Raw genomic sequence first — 15,442 nt, 5'->3', positions numbered from 1 at the left:
CAAGAATGACGAATAACATTCTCTTATGGTGACATCGCTGTTTATCCACTAACCTGCTGCCGCCTTTCGAAAAAGTGACGAAATTTAACATTTACCCCGCCCGGTAAGAGCCCGACAGTTTTTCAGCTTAGGCTATGATTGTGAAAGAGACGACGGTCTGGATTCAGCGGGTCACCATATGGACATCAGGTGAATACTTTGTTACTTTACGGGCTCCTTTTTGCAATTGGTATTACCAATTTACTCTGGCAAATCGAAAAGAAGGGATGATGGCCTACAGCAAGATCCGCCAACCGAAGCTTTCTGATGCTATCGAACAGCAGCTTGAGTCCCTGATTATGGAAGGGACGCTGCGCCCTGGAGAGAAACTGCTGCCCGAGCGAGAGCTGGCTGTACAGTTTGACGTCTCCCGCCCCTCTCTGCGTGAAGCGATACAGCGTCTGGAAGCCAAGGGCCTGTTACTCCGCCGTCAGGGGGGAGGAACCTTCGTCCAGACCCATTTGTGGAAAACCCTGAGCGATCCGCTCGTAGAATTAGTTGCCGGCCATCCTGAATCCCAGTTCGACCTGTTAGAAACACGACATGCGCTGGAAGGGATTGCCGCCTATTACGCCGCACTGCGCGGCACTGACGACGATCTGGCGCGCATCCGCGACTGTCATCTGCAGATCCAGACCGCCCAGCAAAGCGGCGATCTCGACGCAGAAGCCGATGCCGTGATGCAATATCAGATTGCTGTCACAGAAGCGGCTCATAATGTGGTGCTTTTACATCTACTTCGCAGCATGGGCCCGATGCTGGAACAGAACGTCAGACAGAACTTTGAATTGCTCTACTCGCGTCGTGAGATGCTGGAGAAAGTAAGTAGCCACCGCGCCAGTATTTTTGAGGCGATTGTGGCACGTGAGCCCGAGCAGGCACGCGAAGCTTCACACCGCCACCTGGCGTTTATCGAGGAAATATTGCTGGACAGAAGTCGGGAGCAAAGTCGTAGAGAGCGCTCCTTGAGACGTTTACAGCAACGTAAGGACTAACGCGTAAATATAACGCGGCACGTACCTGTATAGGTATAAACGACGGGCCTGTCTCTTTGTGTTTTGAAGTGAACCAGAGCACAAAGAGACAGGCTCCAGACAATTCAACGTAATTAGACACAGATAAGGAATACCCCCCATGTCAGAACGTTTAAATAATGACGTGGATCCGATCGAAACTCGCGACTGGTTAGAAGCGATCGAATCGGTCATCCGTGAAGAAGGTGTTGAGCGCGCACAGTATCTGATTGACCAGGTGTTGAGCGGCGCACGTAAAGGCGGCGTGAAAGTGGCTGCCGGTGCGGGAGCCAGTAACTACATTAACTCTATCGCCGTTGAAGATGAGCCGGAATACCCGGGCAACACGTCTTTAGAGCGTCGTATCCGTTCCGCTATTCGCTGGAACGCCATCATGACCGTTCTGCGTGCATCAAAGAAAGATATGGATCTGGGTGGCCACATGTCCTCCTTCCAGTCTTCTGCCACTGTGTATGAAGTGTGCTTTAACCACTTCTTCCGTGCGCGCACCGAAAAAGACGGCGGCGATCTGGTTTACTTCCAGGGCCATATCTCGCCGGGCGTGTACGCCCGTGCCTTCCTGGAAGGTCGCCTGACCGAAGACCAGATGAACAACTTCCGTCAGGAAGTTGACGGTAAAGGCCTGTCCTCTTACCCGCATCCTAAACTGATGCCTAACTTCTGGCAGTTCCCGACCGTTTCCATGGGCCTGGGCCCACTGGGTGCAATCTATCAGGCTAAGTTCCTGAAATATCTGGAACACCGTGGCCTGAAAGATACTTCTCAGCAGACCGTTTATGCCTTCCTGGGCGACGGTGAGATGGATGAGCCAGAATCTAAAGGGGCGATCACCATCGCGACCCGTGAAAAACTGGATAACCTGGTCTTCATCATCAACTGTAACTTGCAGCGTCTGGATGGCCCGGTCACCGGTAACGGCAAGATCATTAACGAACTGGACGGCATCTTCGGTGGCGCTGGCTGGGAAGTGATCAAGGTTATCTGGGGCGGCCGTTGGGATGAACTGCTGCGTAAAGACACCAGCGGCAAACTGATCCAGCTGATGAATGAAACGGTTGACGGCGACTATCAGACCTTCAAATCCCGCAACGGTGCCTACGTTCGTGAGCACTTCTTCGGTAAATATCCGGAAACCGCAGCGCTGGTTAAAGATATGACCGACGACGAGATCTGGTCCCTGAACCGTGGTGGTCACGATCCGAAGAAAGTCTTTGCCGCACTGAAAAAAGCCCAGGACACCAAAGGTAAACCTGTGGTGATTCTGGCACATACCATTAAAGGTTATGGTATGGGCGAGACGGCAGAAGGCAAGAACATCGCGCACCAGGTCAAGAAAATGAACATGGATGGCGTACGCTACATCCGCGATCGTTTCAACGTACCGGTCAGTGATGAAGCCATTGAAAAACTGCCGTATGTGACCTTCGAAAAAGGTTCTGAAGAGTATAACTACCTGCACGGTCAGCGTGAAAAACTGGGCGGCTACCTGCCAACCCGTGAAGCGAAATTCAGCGAGAAGCTGGATATGCCGGTGCTGGAAGATTTCCGTGCGCTGCTGGATGAGCAGAACAAAGAGATCTCGACCACCATCGCCTTCGTGCGTGCCCTGAACGTGATGCTGAAAAATCCGTCGATCAAAGATCGTCTGGTGCCGATCATTGCGGATGAAGCGCGTACCTTCGGTATGGAAGGCCTGTTCCGCCAGATCGGTATCTACAGCCCGAATGGCCAGCAGTACACGCCGCAGGACCGTGAGCAGGTTGCTTACTATAAAGAAGACGAAAAAGGTCAGATCCTGCAGGAAGGGATTAACGAACTGGGTGCAGGCGCATCGTGGCTGGCGGCGGCAACGTCTTACAGCACCAACAACCTGCCAATGATCCCGTTCTACATCTACTACTCCATGTTCGGTTTCCAGCGTATCGGTGACCTGTGCTGGGCAGCGGGTGACCAGCAGGCACGCGGCTTCCTGGTGGGCGGCACTTCTGGTCGTACGACACTGAACGGTGAAGGTCTGCAGCACGAAGATGGTCACAGCCATATTCAGTCTCTGACTATCCCGAACTGTATCTCCTACGATCCGGCTTACGCTTATGAAGTTGCAGTCATCATGCATGACGGCCTGGTGCGTATGTACGGCGAAGCGCAGGAAAATGTGTATTACTACATCACCACGCTGAACGAAAACTACCATATGCCAGCTATGCCGGCCGGTGCAGAAGAGGGTATCCGTAAAGGTATCTATAAACTGGACAGCAAAGAAGGCAGCAAAGGTAAAGTACAGCTGCTGGGTTCAGGTTCTATCCTGCGCCACGTGCGTGAAGCGGCTGACATCCTGGCGAAAGATTACGGCGTAGGTTCGGACATCTACAGCGTGACCTCCTTCACCGAACTGGCCCGTGATGGTCAGGACTGTGAGCGTTGGAACATGCTGCACCCAACGTCAGAGCCTCGCGTGCCGTACATCGCTCAGGTGATGAACGATGCCCCTGCCGTGGCATCAACCGACTACATGAAACTGTTCGCCGAGCAGGTTCGCAGCTATATCCCTGCCAGCGACTATCGCGTGCTGGGTACTGACGGCTTCGGTCGTTCAGACAGCCGTGAGAATCTGCGTCACCACTTCGAAGTGGACGCATCTTACGTGGTGGTTGCAGCCCTGGGTGAACTGGCTAAACGTGGCGAAATCGACAAAAAAGTGGTGGCTGATGCCATCGTTAAGTTCGAGATCGATGCTGATAAAGTTAACCCACGCCTGGCATAAGAGGTAATAGAGTAATGGCTATCGAAATTAATGTCCCGGACATCGGTGCAGACGAAGTTGAAGTCACCGAGATTCTGGTCAAAGTGGGCGACACTGTTGAAGTTGAGCAGTCACTGCTGGTCGTTGAGGGTGATAAAGCCTCAATGGAAGTGCCTTCCCCACAGGCTGGCGTCGTTAAAGAGATCAAAGTGGCTACCGGCGATAAAGTCGAAACCGGCAAACTGATCATGATCTTCGAAGCGGCAGGCGGTGCAGCCGCACCGGCTGCGGCCGAAGAGAAGAAAGAAGAAGCGGCTCCGGCCGCACCTGCAGCGGCCCCGGCGGCCAGCGCAGCGAAAGAGGTCAACGTACCGGATATCGGCGGCGACGAAGTTGAAGTCACTGAGATCATGGTTAAAGTCGGCGACAAAGTTGAAGCTGAACAGTCGATCCTCACCGTTGAAGGCGACAAAGCCTCAATGGAAGTGCCTGCACCATTTGCAGGTACGGTTAAAGAGATCAAAATCGCCACGGGCGATAAAGTCAGCACCGGTTCTCTGGTGATGGTGTTTGAGGTAGAGGGGGCTGCACCAGCGGCTGCACCTGCCCAGAGCACTGAGGCTGCGGCTCCAGCTCAGGCTAAACAGGAAGAAAAAGTGGCCCCGGCTGCGGCTCCTGCTAAAGCAGAAGCCAAGTCAGAGTTTGCTGAGAACGACGCTTACGTTCATGCCACGCCGGTGATCCGCCGTCTGGCACGCGAATTTGGTGTAAACCTGGCGAAAGTCAAAGGCACCGGACGTAAAGGCCGTATTCTGAAAGAAGACGTGCAGAGCTACGTGAAAGACGCGGTGAAACGTGCTGAAGCCCCGGCTGCAGCGGGTGGTGGTCTGCCAGGCATGCTGCCATGGCCGAAAGTGGACTTCAGCAAGTTCGGCGAAATCGAAGAAGTGGAACTGGGCCGCATCCAGAAAATCTCTGGTGCTAACCTGAGCCGTAACTGGGTGATGATCCCACACGTGACTCACTTCGACAAAACCGACATCACTGAGCTGGAAGCATTCCGCAAGCAGCAGAATGCTGAAGCAGAGAAGCGTAAGCTGGATGTGAAGTTCACCCCGGTGGTGTTCATCATGAAAGCGGTGGCGGCAGCGCTTGAGCAGATGCCACGCTTCAACAGCTCACTGTCTGAAGACGCGCAGAAGCTGACGCTGAAGAAATACATCAACATCGGTGTGGCGGTTGATACGCCAAACGGTCTGGTGGTTCCGGTGTTCAAGGACGTGAACAAGAAAGGCATCACTGAACTGTCTCGTGAGCTGATGGCTATCTCCAAAAAAGCGCGTGATGGCAAGCTGACTGCTGGCGAAATGCAGGGCGGTTGCTTCACCATCTCCAGCCTTGGCGGTATCGGGACAACCCACTTCGCGCCAATCGTTAACGCGCCGGAAGTGGCTATCCTCGGTGTTTCCAAGTCTGCCATTGAGCCGGTCTGGAATGGTAAAGAGTTCACGCCGCGTCTGATGATGCCGATGTCGCTCTCCTTCGACCACCGCGTTATCGACGGTGCTGATGGTGCGCGCTTCATTACCATCATCAATAACGCACTGGCTGATATTCGCCGTCTGGTGATGTAACCATGAAGAAGGCCGGCGGAAGCCGGCCTTCTTGTAAGTTGTTGTAGTGATTCGTGGCACCGTGGTTTGCAGTTTATTAACAATTCTGTAAACTCTTGCGGTGAACGCGTCCCGGTGGAAGAAGGACGTTGAAAATTCTATCCAAAATAATTGGAACTGCATCAAGGCGGCAAGTGAGTGGATCCTGATGAGCTTTCATAAGTCAGTGATTTGGGTGAGCGAGCGTAGCCAACACAGATGCAGGTTCAAGTATGAAGGGTATAAGCTCTGACCCGCCGGACAATCAAATAAGAGGTCATGATGAGTACAGAAATTAAAACTCAGGTCGTGGTACTTGGGGCAGGTCCTGCAGGTTACTCTGCAGCCTTCCGTGCAGCGGATCTTGGTCTGGAGACCGTGATCGTTGAGCGTTACAGCACCCTCGGTGGTGTTTGTCTGAATGTTGGCTGTATCCCTTCTAAAGCCCTGCTGCACGTGGCGAAGGTGATTGAAGAAGCCAAAGCGCTGGAAGCACACGGTATCGTGTTCGGTAAGCCACAGACTGACGTGAATAAGATCCGCAGCTGGAAAGAGAAAGTGATCACCCAGCTGACCGGTGGCCTGGCCGGCATGGCAAAAGGCCGTAAAGTGAATGTGGTGAACGGCCTGGGTAAATTTACCGGCGCTAACACCCTGGAAGTGACAGCAGAAGACGGCTCTAAAACTGTTATCACTTTCGACAACGCTATCATCGCCGCGGGTTCCCGTCCGATTGAACTGCCCTTCATTCCGCATGAAGATCCGCGCGTCTGGGACTCTACCGATGCGCTGGAGCTGAAAGAAGTGCCAGAGCGTCTGCTGGTTATGGGCGGCGGCATCATCGGTCTGGAAATGGGTACCGTGTATCACGCACTGGGCTCGCAGATCGACGTGGTCGAAATGTTTGACCAGGTGATCCCGGCGGCTGACAAAGATGTGGTGAAAGTCTTCACCAAGCGCATCTCTAAGCAGTTCAACCTGATGCTGGAAACCAAAGTGACCGCCGTAGAAGCCAAAGAAGACGGCATCTACGTCACGATGGAAGGCAAAAAAGCCCCTTCTGAACCACAGCGATACGATGCGGTGCTGGTGGCGATCGGCCGCGTACCGAATGGTAAAGGTCTGGATGCAGGCAAAGCCGGTGTGGAAGTGGACGATCGCGGATTTATCCGCGTCGACAAGCAGATGCGTACCAACGTGCCGCACATCTATGCAATCGGCGATATCGTCGGTCAGCCAATGCTGGCGCACAAAGGCGTGCATGAAGGCCACGTGGCAGCAGAAGTGATCTCGGGCCTGAAGCATTACTTCGACCCGAAAGTGATCCCATCGATCGCCTATACCGAGCCGGAAGTCGCCTGGGTCGGTCTGACCGAGAAAGAAGCGAAAGAGAAAGGCATCAGCTATGAAACGTCCACCTTCCCGTGGGCGGCATCAGGCCGTGCTATCGCTTCCGACTGTGCAGACGGTATGACCAAACTGATCTTCGACAAAGCGACACACCGTGTCATCGGTGGTGCTATTGTCGGAACCAACGGCGGCGAACTGCTGGGTGAGATCGGTCTGGCTATCGAGATGGGTTGTGATGCCGAAGATCTGGCGCTGACCATCCACGCTCACCCAACCCTGCATGAATCGGTTGGCCTGGCGGCGGAAATCTTTGAAGGCAGCATTACCGATCTGCCAAACCCGAAAGCGAAAAAGAAATAATTCGCCATAAGGTTTAAATAACGGCTCCTGCGGGGGCCGTTTTGCTATCTGCTACGCCGAAAAAACCGCGCAGAATGCCGCAAAATCGCGTATCTTTGCAGGCAATTTCTGACCGGTAAAAAGGCTTGTTGTGTCCAGTAAAGTTGCCCTGATCACCGGTGCCTCACGCGGTATCGGCCACCATCTTGCCCGCCATTTTTATGCGCAGGGCTACCACCTGATATTAATTGCACGGAATGCGCAGGCGCTGAACGCCTTAGCCAGCACCTTCGATCCTGCCCGCGTACAGACGCTGGCGCTCGACGTGTGTGATTATCCTGCTATTGCACAGCAGGTGCCGCAGGCGCTGGCCGCGAACCGCCAGCTTGATGTACTGATCAACGCCGCCGGCATTTTTCGTCCCGGCTCTACGCAGACCCCGCTGTCTGATTTCAGCGCGCTGCTTGCCACTAACGTGACCGCTATCCACCATCTGTGCCAGCTGTGTACCCCGTGGCTGCTGAAATCCGCTGAGGGGCGCATCTTTAATCTTGCCTCCGTCAGTGGCGTACAGCCTTACGGCAGCGTGGCCAGCTATGCCGCCAGCAAACACGCGCTGGTCGGATACAGCCGTTCGATTGCCCGTGAGCTGGGCGCACAGGGGATTAAAGTGACCACGCTGTGCCCCGATGTCGTGGACACCGATATGGCACAGGGCTCTGGCCTGACAGTCGACGAGATGCTGAGCACCGACGACCTCTGTCGCGCCGTGGACTTTGTGATGTCGTTGTCTCCTGCTGCAGTGGTGGAGCAGCTGACCATCGGGCGGCAGTATCGTCCGCGTCAACCTGTCTGAACCAGGAGGTATTATGCTGGAACTGAAAGGGGTCTCGCATGCTTACGGCGAACGGAAAGTCCTCGATAACCTTCATTTGCAACTCACGGAAAAACGCATCGGCATTGTCGGCAGCAACGGCTGTGGCAAAAGCACTTTTGCCCGCCTGCTGAACGGCCTGTTATTACCCCAACAGGGCGAGGTGCTGGTTGACGGATTGAACACCCGTCAGCAGGGGAAAGCGGTGCGGCGGAAGGTTGGGTTTGTGTTCCAGAACCCGGACAACCAGATTGTCTTCCCGGTGGTGGAGGAAGATCTCGCCTTCGGTATGAAAAACCTCGGACTGTCGAAACAGGTGATCCGCGAACGCACCGATGCGGCGCTGGCGCGCTATGACATGCAGGACCTGCGTCAGCATCCGGCACATCTCCTTAGCGGCGGGCAGAAGCAGCTGCTGGCCATCTCCGGGGTGCTGGTCATGGAGCCAGAATATATCGTTTTCGATGAACCGACCACGCTGCTCGATCTGCGCAACAAGCGGCGTATTGCGCAGGCGATTGCCGATCTCGACCAGACGGCTATCGTGGTGTCCCACGATCTGGAGTTTTTGCAGGATTTTGACCGCGTACTGGTGTTTGACCACGGTCAGGTGGTGATTGATGATCTGCCTCACATAGCATTGAAAGAGTATGTCAGGATGATGTCATGATGTTGAGTGATTATATTCCGGGACATTCGATCATACATCGCTTGCCGCCGGGGCTGAAGATCCTCACCCTGGCGCTGCTGGGCACGCTACTGTTTGTCTTCCCGCGCCTGGAAACTTCGCTGGTCGCCCTGCTGCTGGTGGGACTGTGCTATCCGCTGGCGCGTATCTCACCGCATATCATGCTGCTGCAGCTTAAGCCGCTGCTGTGGGTGCTGGCACTGTTGTTTGCCGTGCAGTGGTGGATGGTGAACTGGCAGTCCGGCGTGCTGGTGATTGCCCGGCTGGCGGCGCTGATGCTGATGGCGGCGCTGGTGACCCTTACCACGCGTACCACTGAGATGATTGACGCGCTGGAGAAAGGTCTGTTCTGGCTGCGTTATTTACGTATCAATCCGGCGAAGGTCAGCCTGGCGCTGTCGCTGGCGATGCGGTTTATTCCGGTACTGGCGGCCATCGTGGCTGAAGTGCGCGAAGCGCAAAAAGCGCGCGGGCTGGATCGCAGCGTCATTGCCATTGCTATCCCGGTGATCGTTCGCACCCTGAAGATGGCCGATGATATTGCGGCAGCGCTGGAAGCCCGTGCCTGGGACCCCAAACTGCGCCCTGAGCGTACCGATGCAGAGAAAGTGAGAGGCTCGTAATGTCCACCCGAGATATTGTTTATATTGCGCTTTTCGCCGCGATCACCGCTGCGCTGGGCTTGTTCCCGGCATTCAGCCTGCCGGTGATTGCGGTGCCGATCACCGCCCAGACCTTAGGCCCCATGATGGCGGGGGCGATTGCCGGTGCCAGGCGTGGCGCGCTGGCGATGGTGTTGTTTGTCGTTCTGGTGGCGGTTGGCCTGCCGCTGCTGGCCGGAGGCCGTGGCGGCCTGGGGATCTTCTTTGGCCCCAGCGGGGGCTTTCTTCTGGCGTGGCCGCTGGCGGCGCTGCTGATAGGTAATCTCTACCAGCGCTTCCTGCGCTCGCTGACGGTAGTCAAAGAGGGGCTGATCCTCGCGTTGGGGGGTGTCGTGGTGATTTACTCTGCGGGCATTCCGTGGATTGCCGTGGTGGCCGGGTTACCCCTTAAGCAGGCCGCGCTGGGCTCACTGGGTTTCCTGCCAGGCGATATGGTGAAAGTGGGGCTGGCGGTGCTGATTGTCCGTGCCGTGCGCCGGGCGTATCCCACCTTAGACTGACCTGCGTGCAGCAGCAGCGGCCGACCGGCTTGTCGATCGGCCCTGACTGCAGCCTCTCCGCCTCAGAGCCGCAGTAGAATTTTCCCTTTCAGCTCCCCGGACTGCACGTCTTTGACCGCTTTATCGATCTCCTCCAGCGCATATTCAGCGACAATGTCGGTCGCAATCACGCCATCCCGGATCAGCGCCATGACTTCATTGATCCTGCGCTGGACCAGCGCCTTATCATGATGATGTACCCACTGCCGCAGATGGAAGTGGGAAAAACGAATATCCGGGCGGCTGCGCCAGAAGGTGGCCGGGATCGGCTGACCTGACAGCAGGCCGTAGTGGATAAACTGCCCGCCCGGCATCAGCGCCTGTGCCAGCATCAGCGACGCTTCACCGCCAATGCAGTCGAGGATGGCTGCGGCGCCACCCTGACGGGCAATGGCGGCCAGCGCCTGCGGGTATGTCTCCGCACTGCTGTTCAACACCTGCCTGGTGGCATACCCGCTAAACAGGCTGAGGTTTTCAGCTTTACGCACGATGGCGATCGGCATCAGCCCCAGGTGGTTGGCAATGCGGATCAGCATTTTGCCGATGGCCGAGTTGGCCGCATTGATAATAATCTGCATCCCCGGTGAGCGCTCAAGCGCTTCTGTCAGCATCAGTAACGCGGTCATCGGATTAACATAGCTGGTGGCCGCCTGCTGGTCGGTGACAAAGTCAGGCAGGGTAAAGCACCACTGCGCATCGCTGTCTTTATAGTGTTGCCATGCGCCCATGCTGCCCACCGGCAGGACGCGCTGGCCGACGCGCAGGCTGGGATCGTCGCTCTGGCTGATCCGGCCCATGCCCTCAAACCCGGGCACAAAGGGCAGGGTGATACGCGAACGATAGGCCCCGGAAATCGTAATAATATCGGAGGGGTTAATAGTGGCAAACGCCATTTTAACCCGGACCTGGCCTGTGGCTAATGGCGTCAAAGCCTGTTGTTCAAGCTGCATAACGTGACTGATATTGCCGAACTCCCGGACGACGGCTCTGGTGAATAAAGTCTCTTTCATGGTATATTTTCTTTCGTGTTGTCCGGTTTACAGGTTTATGATTTTTATGCAGGAACAGTATAATAGCGAAGCATTTCGCGTATCAATGCGGGATATAGATTTAAACGGCCACGTGCATAATTCAGTCTATTTAGATTATTGTGAAGATGCCGTCGTCAATGCCTTTCGCCGTGCTGAAATTCTGCCTTTATTTCGCCCGCATACCGCAGGCGTTGCCTATCATGTCAAAAAATGTGAAGCCACATTCTTTCATCCCCTGTCGGTGGACGATGTTGTTATCCCTCAGGTACTGATTGAGAAAATGGGTAACAGCAGTTTGATTTTTACCATCCGCTTAATGTGTGAGGATCGCACCACGCTGAGCGCCGAGGGGAAATTAATCTGGGTATGCGTGGGGCTGACGGATCATAAACCCTGCCCCATCCCCGATGAAGCACGTCAGGCGCTGATGCACCACTTTTCGTTTGCCGGGGCCTGAGTGTTATGCCGGTACATGACAAAGTAAAATACCATGCGGAGCGCCATCCTGCGCAGATCGCTGTGGATATTGCCGGTGCCACCCTGAGCTGGCAGCAGCTGTGGCAGAGCGCACTGGCGCTGTACCAAACCCTCTTGCGTGAAAGGCCTGCCGGCGGCAGCGGGATTGTTGCTATTGCCGCCGGGAATGATATTACCTTTCCCGTGGCCTGGCTGGCCGCCAGCGCCCAGCCTTTTACCGCCGCTATTATCGACCCGCAGACGCCCGCAGCGCAGCTGAATGACATCCTGCACAGGCTTAATCCTGATTGCCTGCTGCTGCCAGCCGGGGATCAGACGTTGAAAGCGCAGGCCGACCGATTGTCGGTTCGCTGGCGGGATATCGACGGCGGGCAAAGCCACCCTGATGTATCGGACGATAGCGCCTTTACCGGGGGGATGCAGGCCGGGACGCCGTTTTTAATCAACTTTACCTCCGGCACCACCAGCCTGCCGAAAGCGTTTATCCGTTCGCGGCGATCCTGGCGGGCCAGCCTGGAAAACGGCGAAGCGATCTTTGGCCTGCAGGGAGGCCCTTCGACGCTGTTTCCCGGCCCGCTTTCAAACGGCATTGGACTGTATTGCCTGAACGAAACGCTGTACGCGGGGGGGACCTTTTACAGCCCCGGCCGGTGGCAACCGGAATCCGTACTGGCGTTGATCGCCCGGCAGCAGATTGAACGGTTGGTGGTCGTGCCCACGATGATCGCCGGATTTGCCCGCGCTGTGGGGTCCGCAGCCTGCCCCAGCCTGCGCAGTCTGGTCAGCGCCGGCGCTAAGCTGGAACTGAACCACTATCGTCAGGCCCGGATGCTGTTTCCCGCCGCGCGGATACAGGAGTATTACGGGGCTTCTGAACTCGGTTTTATCGCCGTGTCCACGCCGGATGAGGCCGACATCCAGGCTTCGCTGGCGACGGTCGGGCAGGCCTTTCCCGGCGTACACATCAGCATCTGTGATGATGACGGTAAGCGACTGTCGCACAATCAGCCCGGAACCATTTATATCCGCAGCGAACAAATTATCGACCGGTATCTATGGGGCGATGAGGGCAGCGCCTTTGTGAAACAGGGCGCTATAGCGACGGCAGGGGATATCGGTTATCTGGATGAAAAACAGTGCCTGCACGTGATTGGTCGCCGGGGAAATATGATCCTCAGCGGGGGGAATAATATTTATCTTGCCGAAATAGAGTCCGCGATTAAATCACTGCCGGGCATTATTGAAGCGGTCGTGATTGCCGTTGATGATGAGTATGCGGGCAAAAAGATGGTGGCCATCGTGGAAGCGGCGGCGGACGATCTGCATCTGCTCCCCCAGCGCTGTCGTTCAGTGCTGGCAAAATATAAACAACCCCACCAGTTTTATCATATTACGCGCTGGCCGCTGACGCCGGGCGGCAAAATCGAGCGCGCCGGGCTGGAAAAAAGGATCGCACAACATGGCAGCAGCACAGAGCTTACTGAATTATCAGCCTGACGATGACGCGAAGCCGGTGATTGTAGTGGCGCGGCGCACGCCCGTCGGCAGGGCCTACGGTGTTTTTGCCGGAGTACCGATGGAAGGGCTACTGGCCCCTCTGTTTGAGCACATCATGGCAGCATTGCCACCGGGTTTTAACGCCATAGATGAGGTCATCATCGGCAATGCGACCGGCGGCGGCGGCAATATTGCCAGGCTGGCGGCACTGGCGGCGGGCGTGCCGCTCTCCGTTCCGGCGGTGACGGTGGATCGTCAGTGCGGCTCCGGGCTGGAAGCTGTGATCCAGGCTTGCCGCCTGGTGCAGGCCCGGGCGGGGGAGTGTTATCTGGCGGGGGGCGTCGAAAGCGTCAGTACCGCGCCGTGGCGGGTGGAAAAGCCCGCCTCGCTGAAGCAGATGCCGCGTTTTTACGGCCGCGCACAGTTCTCCCCGGATGATATTGGTGACCCGGAGATGGGGATCGCGGCGGAAAATGTAGCGTGCCAGTGCGGCATCAGCCGTGAACGACAGGATCGCTTTGCCCTGCGCAGCCATCAGCGTGCGCTGGCCGCCCAACAGCAGGGAGCGTTCCGTCAGGAAATTGTACCGGTCAGCGTGAAAGGGCAGTGGGTGGCGGTGGATGAGTGTCCTCGCGCCAACACATCGCTGGAGAAACTGGCGGCGCTGCCCCCGGCGTTTGCCGCCGGAGGGACGGTGACGGCGGGCAACTGCTGCCCGCTCAACGACGGCGCGTCGCTGATGCTGGTGATGAGCCGTCGCAAAGCCCGCGAGTACGGCTTTACCCGCGGGCTGCTTTTTGCCGATGCCTGTAGTGCCGGCGTCGACCCTAACCTGCTTGGTCTCGGGCCGGTACCTGCCACGCAAAAATTGCTGGCCCGCCAGCCGGCTCTGACCATCGGCCACATCGCGGTGATTGAATTTAACGAAGCCTTTGCTGCCCAGGTGCTGGGGTCGGTTGATGCACTGGGTATTGATGAGCAGCGCATTAACTTACAGGGCGGAGCGATTGCGCTGGGCCATCCCTACGGTGCCTCCGGCGCAATCATGGTCACGCGACTGTTCAGCCAGCTGCTGGCGGAGCCGGACGGAGAAGGTTTTGGCCTGGCCATGCTGGGCATTGCCGGGGGCCTCGGGCTAAGCGCGTTATTCCAGGCTGTATCGATCTGAAGCCGCACTATTTTCCCGTCCACAGCGGCCTGCGCTGCTCAGTAAAAGCGCGCAGGCTTTCCTGATAGTCTTCACTCTGCTGCAGTTGCGCTAACTCAGCCTCACTCTGCTGGCGAAGATCGGCTGCCAGCGCCTGCCTGAGCAGCGCATTACAGGCCTGAACGGCCAGCGGAGAATGACGGTTAAGACGTGCGGCCAGCGCCAGCGCGGTTTCCAGCAGATCTTCCGCCGGGGTAACCTGATAAAAAAGACCCAGCGCCAGCGCACGTGCGGCGTCCACCGGTTCGCCGGTTAACAGCATTTCCCTGGCCAGGCTGGCGGGTAGCCGGGTAGCCAGCTGGCCAATTCCTCCACCCAGCGGTAACAGGCCGTGTTTAACCTCCGGCAGGGCGATTTTTACCTGGTCTGTCGCCACGATAAAATCACACTCCAGCGCCAGCTCAAGACCGCCACCAAAGGCATGCCCGTTCAGTACGGCCACCCAGATTTTCCGCCGGGGGGTATACTGGAGCGGATTATAGCCGCCATGTGAGTTAAGCAGCCCTTTACCGCCGTCGGTAAACGCTTCCTGCAAATCGGCTCCGCCACAGAATACCGTACCGCTGCCGGTCAGCAGCACGGTGCGGATATCGGACTGCTGTTCGCACCACTGCAGGCAGGCTTCAAACTCCGCAATCATCATGGCATTGTAGGCGTTACCGGCGACGGGGCGGTTTAGTGTCAGGCGCGCCACGTGTGCGGTCGGGCGGTCGCAGCGGACCAACTGGGTGTTCGGTAGAGGGGTATTCATGGTGGCTCACAGCGGTTTAGCAGGTAAAGGCGAGTGTATCACGTCAAAATGTGCGTGAGCAGGGGACTGATTGCGCCGTCCATTCATTATTGATCAATAAAGCGGACATTGCGCTTCCCCTTAAATTGTCAGAGCTTTCTGATGTGGCATGAATATTGATTTTCAGTGGGGTTTTTACCTTCGGGGATAATAATAACGTCTATTTTTCCTGACAATTGGCGTTAATATCACCACATTGGCCCATTATGTGAACTGGGACGTCTTTTAATACTGATAATAATTACATGTTATTAAAAACAGTATTGACTCTGGTTTTTAAAGCAGTAAATTGGATCCCACAGCAGGCAAATATTACCCGGCTGTGATGCAGTAAAGAGTAACAGATATATATGCGATGAAGGTCACGAAGTATTTTAGTATGGGAATGTTGTCGTAAGTGTTCAGATTATTTTTTCTTACGCCGACACTGCTTCAAGGCCATGCAGTCAGTTGCAAAATCGCAGGGTGGGAACGTAACGCGACGACATAAGGCCATGTTTTACCGATGCAAGCAAGTCTG

The 15,442-nt window shown here is 56.1% G+C and carries 13 protein-coding genes; 11 read left to right on the top strand and 2 right to left on the bottom strand.

Annotated elements, in window-relative coordinates; translation table 11 throughout:
- The first annotated feature begins 269 nt into the window (after positions 1 to 269).
- The 8 genes from pdhR to ACZ3HG_RS16895 all read left to right on the top strand — a co-directional run bounded on the left by pdhR (position 270) and on the right by ACZ3HG_RS16895 (position 9,881).
- The gene (gene pdhR / locus ACZ3HG_RS16930; RefSeq protein WP_191934372.1) at positions 270 to 1,034 is read left to right on the top strand and encodes a pyruvate dehydrogenase complex transcriptional repressor PdhR; all 765 of its coding nucleotides are present in this window, start codon (positions 270 to 272) and stop codon (positions 1,032 to 1,034) included.
- Between the two features lie 139 nt (positions 1,035 to 1,173).
- Entirely contained in the window at positions 1,174 to 3,837 is a 2,664-nt protein-coding gene (gene aceE, locus ACZ3HG_RS16925; protein WP_191934121.1) for a pyruvate dehydrogenase (acetyl-transferring), homodimeric type, read from the top strand.
- A 14-nt stretch (positions 3,838 to 3,851) separates the two neighbouring features.
- On the top strand, positions 3,852 to 5,450 hold the full coding sequence (gene aceF / locus ACZ3HG_RS16920) for a pyruvate dehydrogenase complex dihydrolipoyllysine-residue acetyltransferase (protein WP_465333500.1): 1,599 nt from the start codon (positions 3,852 to 3,854) through the stop codon (positions 5,448 to 5,450).
- Between the two features lie 300 nt (positions 5,451 to 5,750).
- Positions 5,751 to 7,178: a dihydrolipoyl dehydrogenase gene (gene lpdA, locus ACZ3HG_RS16915; protein ID WP_191934371.1), complete on the top strand. Its 1,428-nt coding sequence runs from the start codon at positions 5,751 to 5,753 to the stop codon at positions 7,176 to 7,178.
- Positions 7,179 to 7,308: 130 nt separating this feature from the next.
- On the top strand, positions 7,309 to 8,013 hold the full coding sequence (locus ACZ3HG_RS16910; RefSeq protein WP_137269064.1) for an SDR family NAD(P)-dependent oxidoreductase: 705 nt from the start codon (positions 7,309 to 7,311) through the stop codon (positions 8,011 to 8,013).
- 13 nt (positions 8,014 to 8,026) lie between these two features.
- A complete protein-coding gene (locus ACZ3HG_RS16905; protein ID WP_137269065.1) occupies positions 8,027 to 8,701 on the top strand; it encodes an energy-coupling factor ABC transporter ATP-binding protein in 675 nt (224 codons plus the stop codon).
- Positions 8,698 to 9,342 (top strand): energy-coupling factor transporter transmembrane component T family protein, encoded by a 645-nt coding sequence (locus ACZ3HG_RS16900; protein WP_137269066.1) that lies wholly within the window; start codon positions 8,698 to 8,700, stop codon positions 9,340 to 9,342. Before ACZ3HG_RS16905 ends, ACZ3HG_RS16900 begins: the two co-directional genes overlap by 4 nt.
- Positions 9,342 to 9,881 carry a biotin transporter BioY gene (locus ACZ3HG_RS16895; protein WP_465333497.1) on the top strand — a complete coding sequence of 180 codons (540 nt, stop codon included), beginning with the start codon at positions 9,342 to 9,344 and terminating at the stop codon, positions 9,879 to 9,881. The genes ACZ3HG_RS16900 and ACZ3HG_RS16895 overlap by 1 nt, the downstream gene beginning before the upstream one ends.
- A 62-nt stretch (positions 9,882 to 9,943) precedes the next feature.
- Here ACZ3HG_RS16895 and ACZ3HG_RS16890 read toward each other — a convergent pair whose 3' ends face one another.
- A complete protein-coding gene (locus ACZ3HG_RS16890) occupies positions 9,944 to 10,930 on the bottom strand; it encodes a zinc-dependent alcohol dehydrogenase family protein (protein ID WP_191936159.1) in 987 nt (328 codons plus the stop codon).
- Between the two features lie 46 nt (positions 10,931 to 10,976).
- On the opposite strand from ACZ3HG_RS16890, the gene ACZ3HG_RS16885 reads away from it, so the two are divergent.
- The 3 genes from ACZ3HG_RS16885 to ACZ3HG_RS16875 are packed head-to-tail and all read left to right on the top strand — an operon-like array spanning position 10,977 to position 14,093.
- A complete protein-coding gene (locus tag ACZ3HG_RS16885) occupies positions 10,977 to 11,408 on the top strand; it encodes an acyl-CoA thioesterase (protein ID WP_423244841.1) in 432 nt (143 codons plus the stop codon).
- 5 nt (positions 11,409 to 11,413) lie between these two features.
- Positions 11,414 to 12,925, top strand: coding sequence for a class I adenylate-forming enzyme family protein (locus tag ACZ3HG_RS16880; RefSeq protein WP_465333495.1), 1,512 nt, complete (start codon positions 11,414 to 11,416; stop codon positions 12,923 to 12,925).
- Positions 12,888 to 14,093, top strand: a complete 1,206-nt coding sequence (locus tag ACZ3HG_RS16875; protein ID WP_465333493.1) for a thiolase family protein — start codon at positions 12,888 to 12,890, stop codon at positions 14,091 to 14,093. Before ACZ3HG_RS16880 ends, ACZ3HG_RS16875 begins: the two co-directional genes overlap by 38 nt.
- A gap of 7 nt (positions 14,094 to 14,100) precedes the next feature.
- On the opposite strand, the gene ACZ3HG_RS16870 is transcribed toward ACZ3HG_RS16875, so the two are convergent.
- Positions 14,101 to 14,883, bottom strand: a complete 783-nt coding sequence (locus ACZ3HG_RS16870) for an enoyl-CoA hydratase/isomerase family protein (RefSeq protein WP_465333491.1) — start codon at positions 14,881 to 14,883, stop codon at positions 14,101 to 14,103.
- Positions 14,884 to 15,442 lie beyond the last annotated feature (559 nt).

This window comes from Erwinia sp. PME.40.26/001, assembly GCF_055556675.1.
Note: the sequence above shows the minus strand (reverse complement) of the source record. Positions and strands in the feature narration are given on the sequence as shown.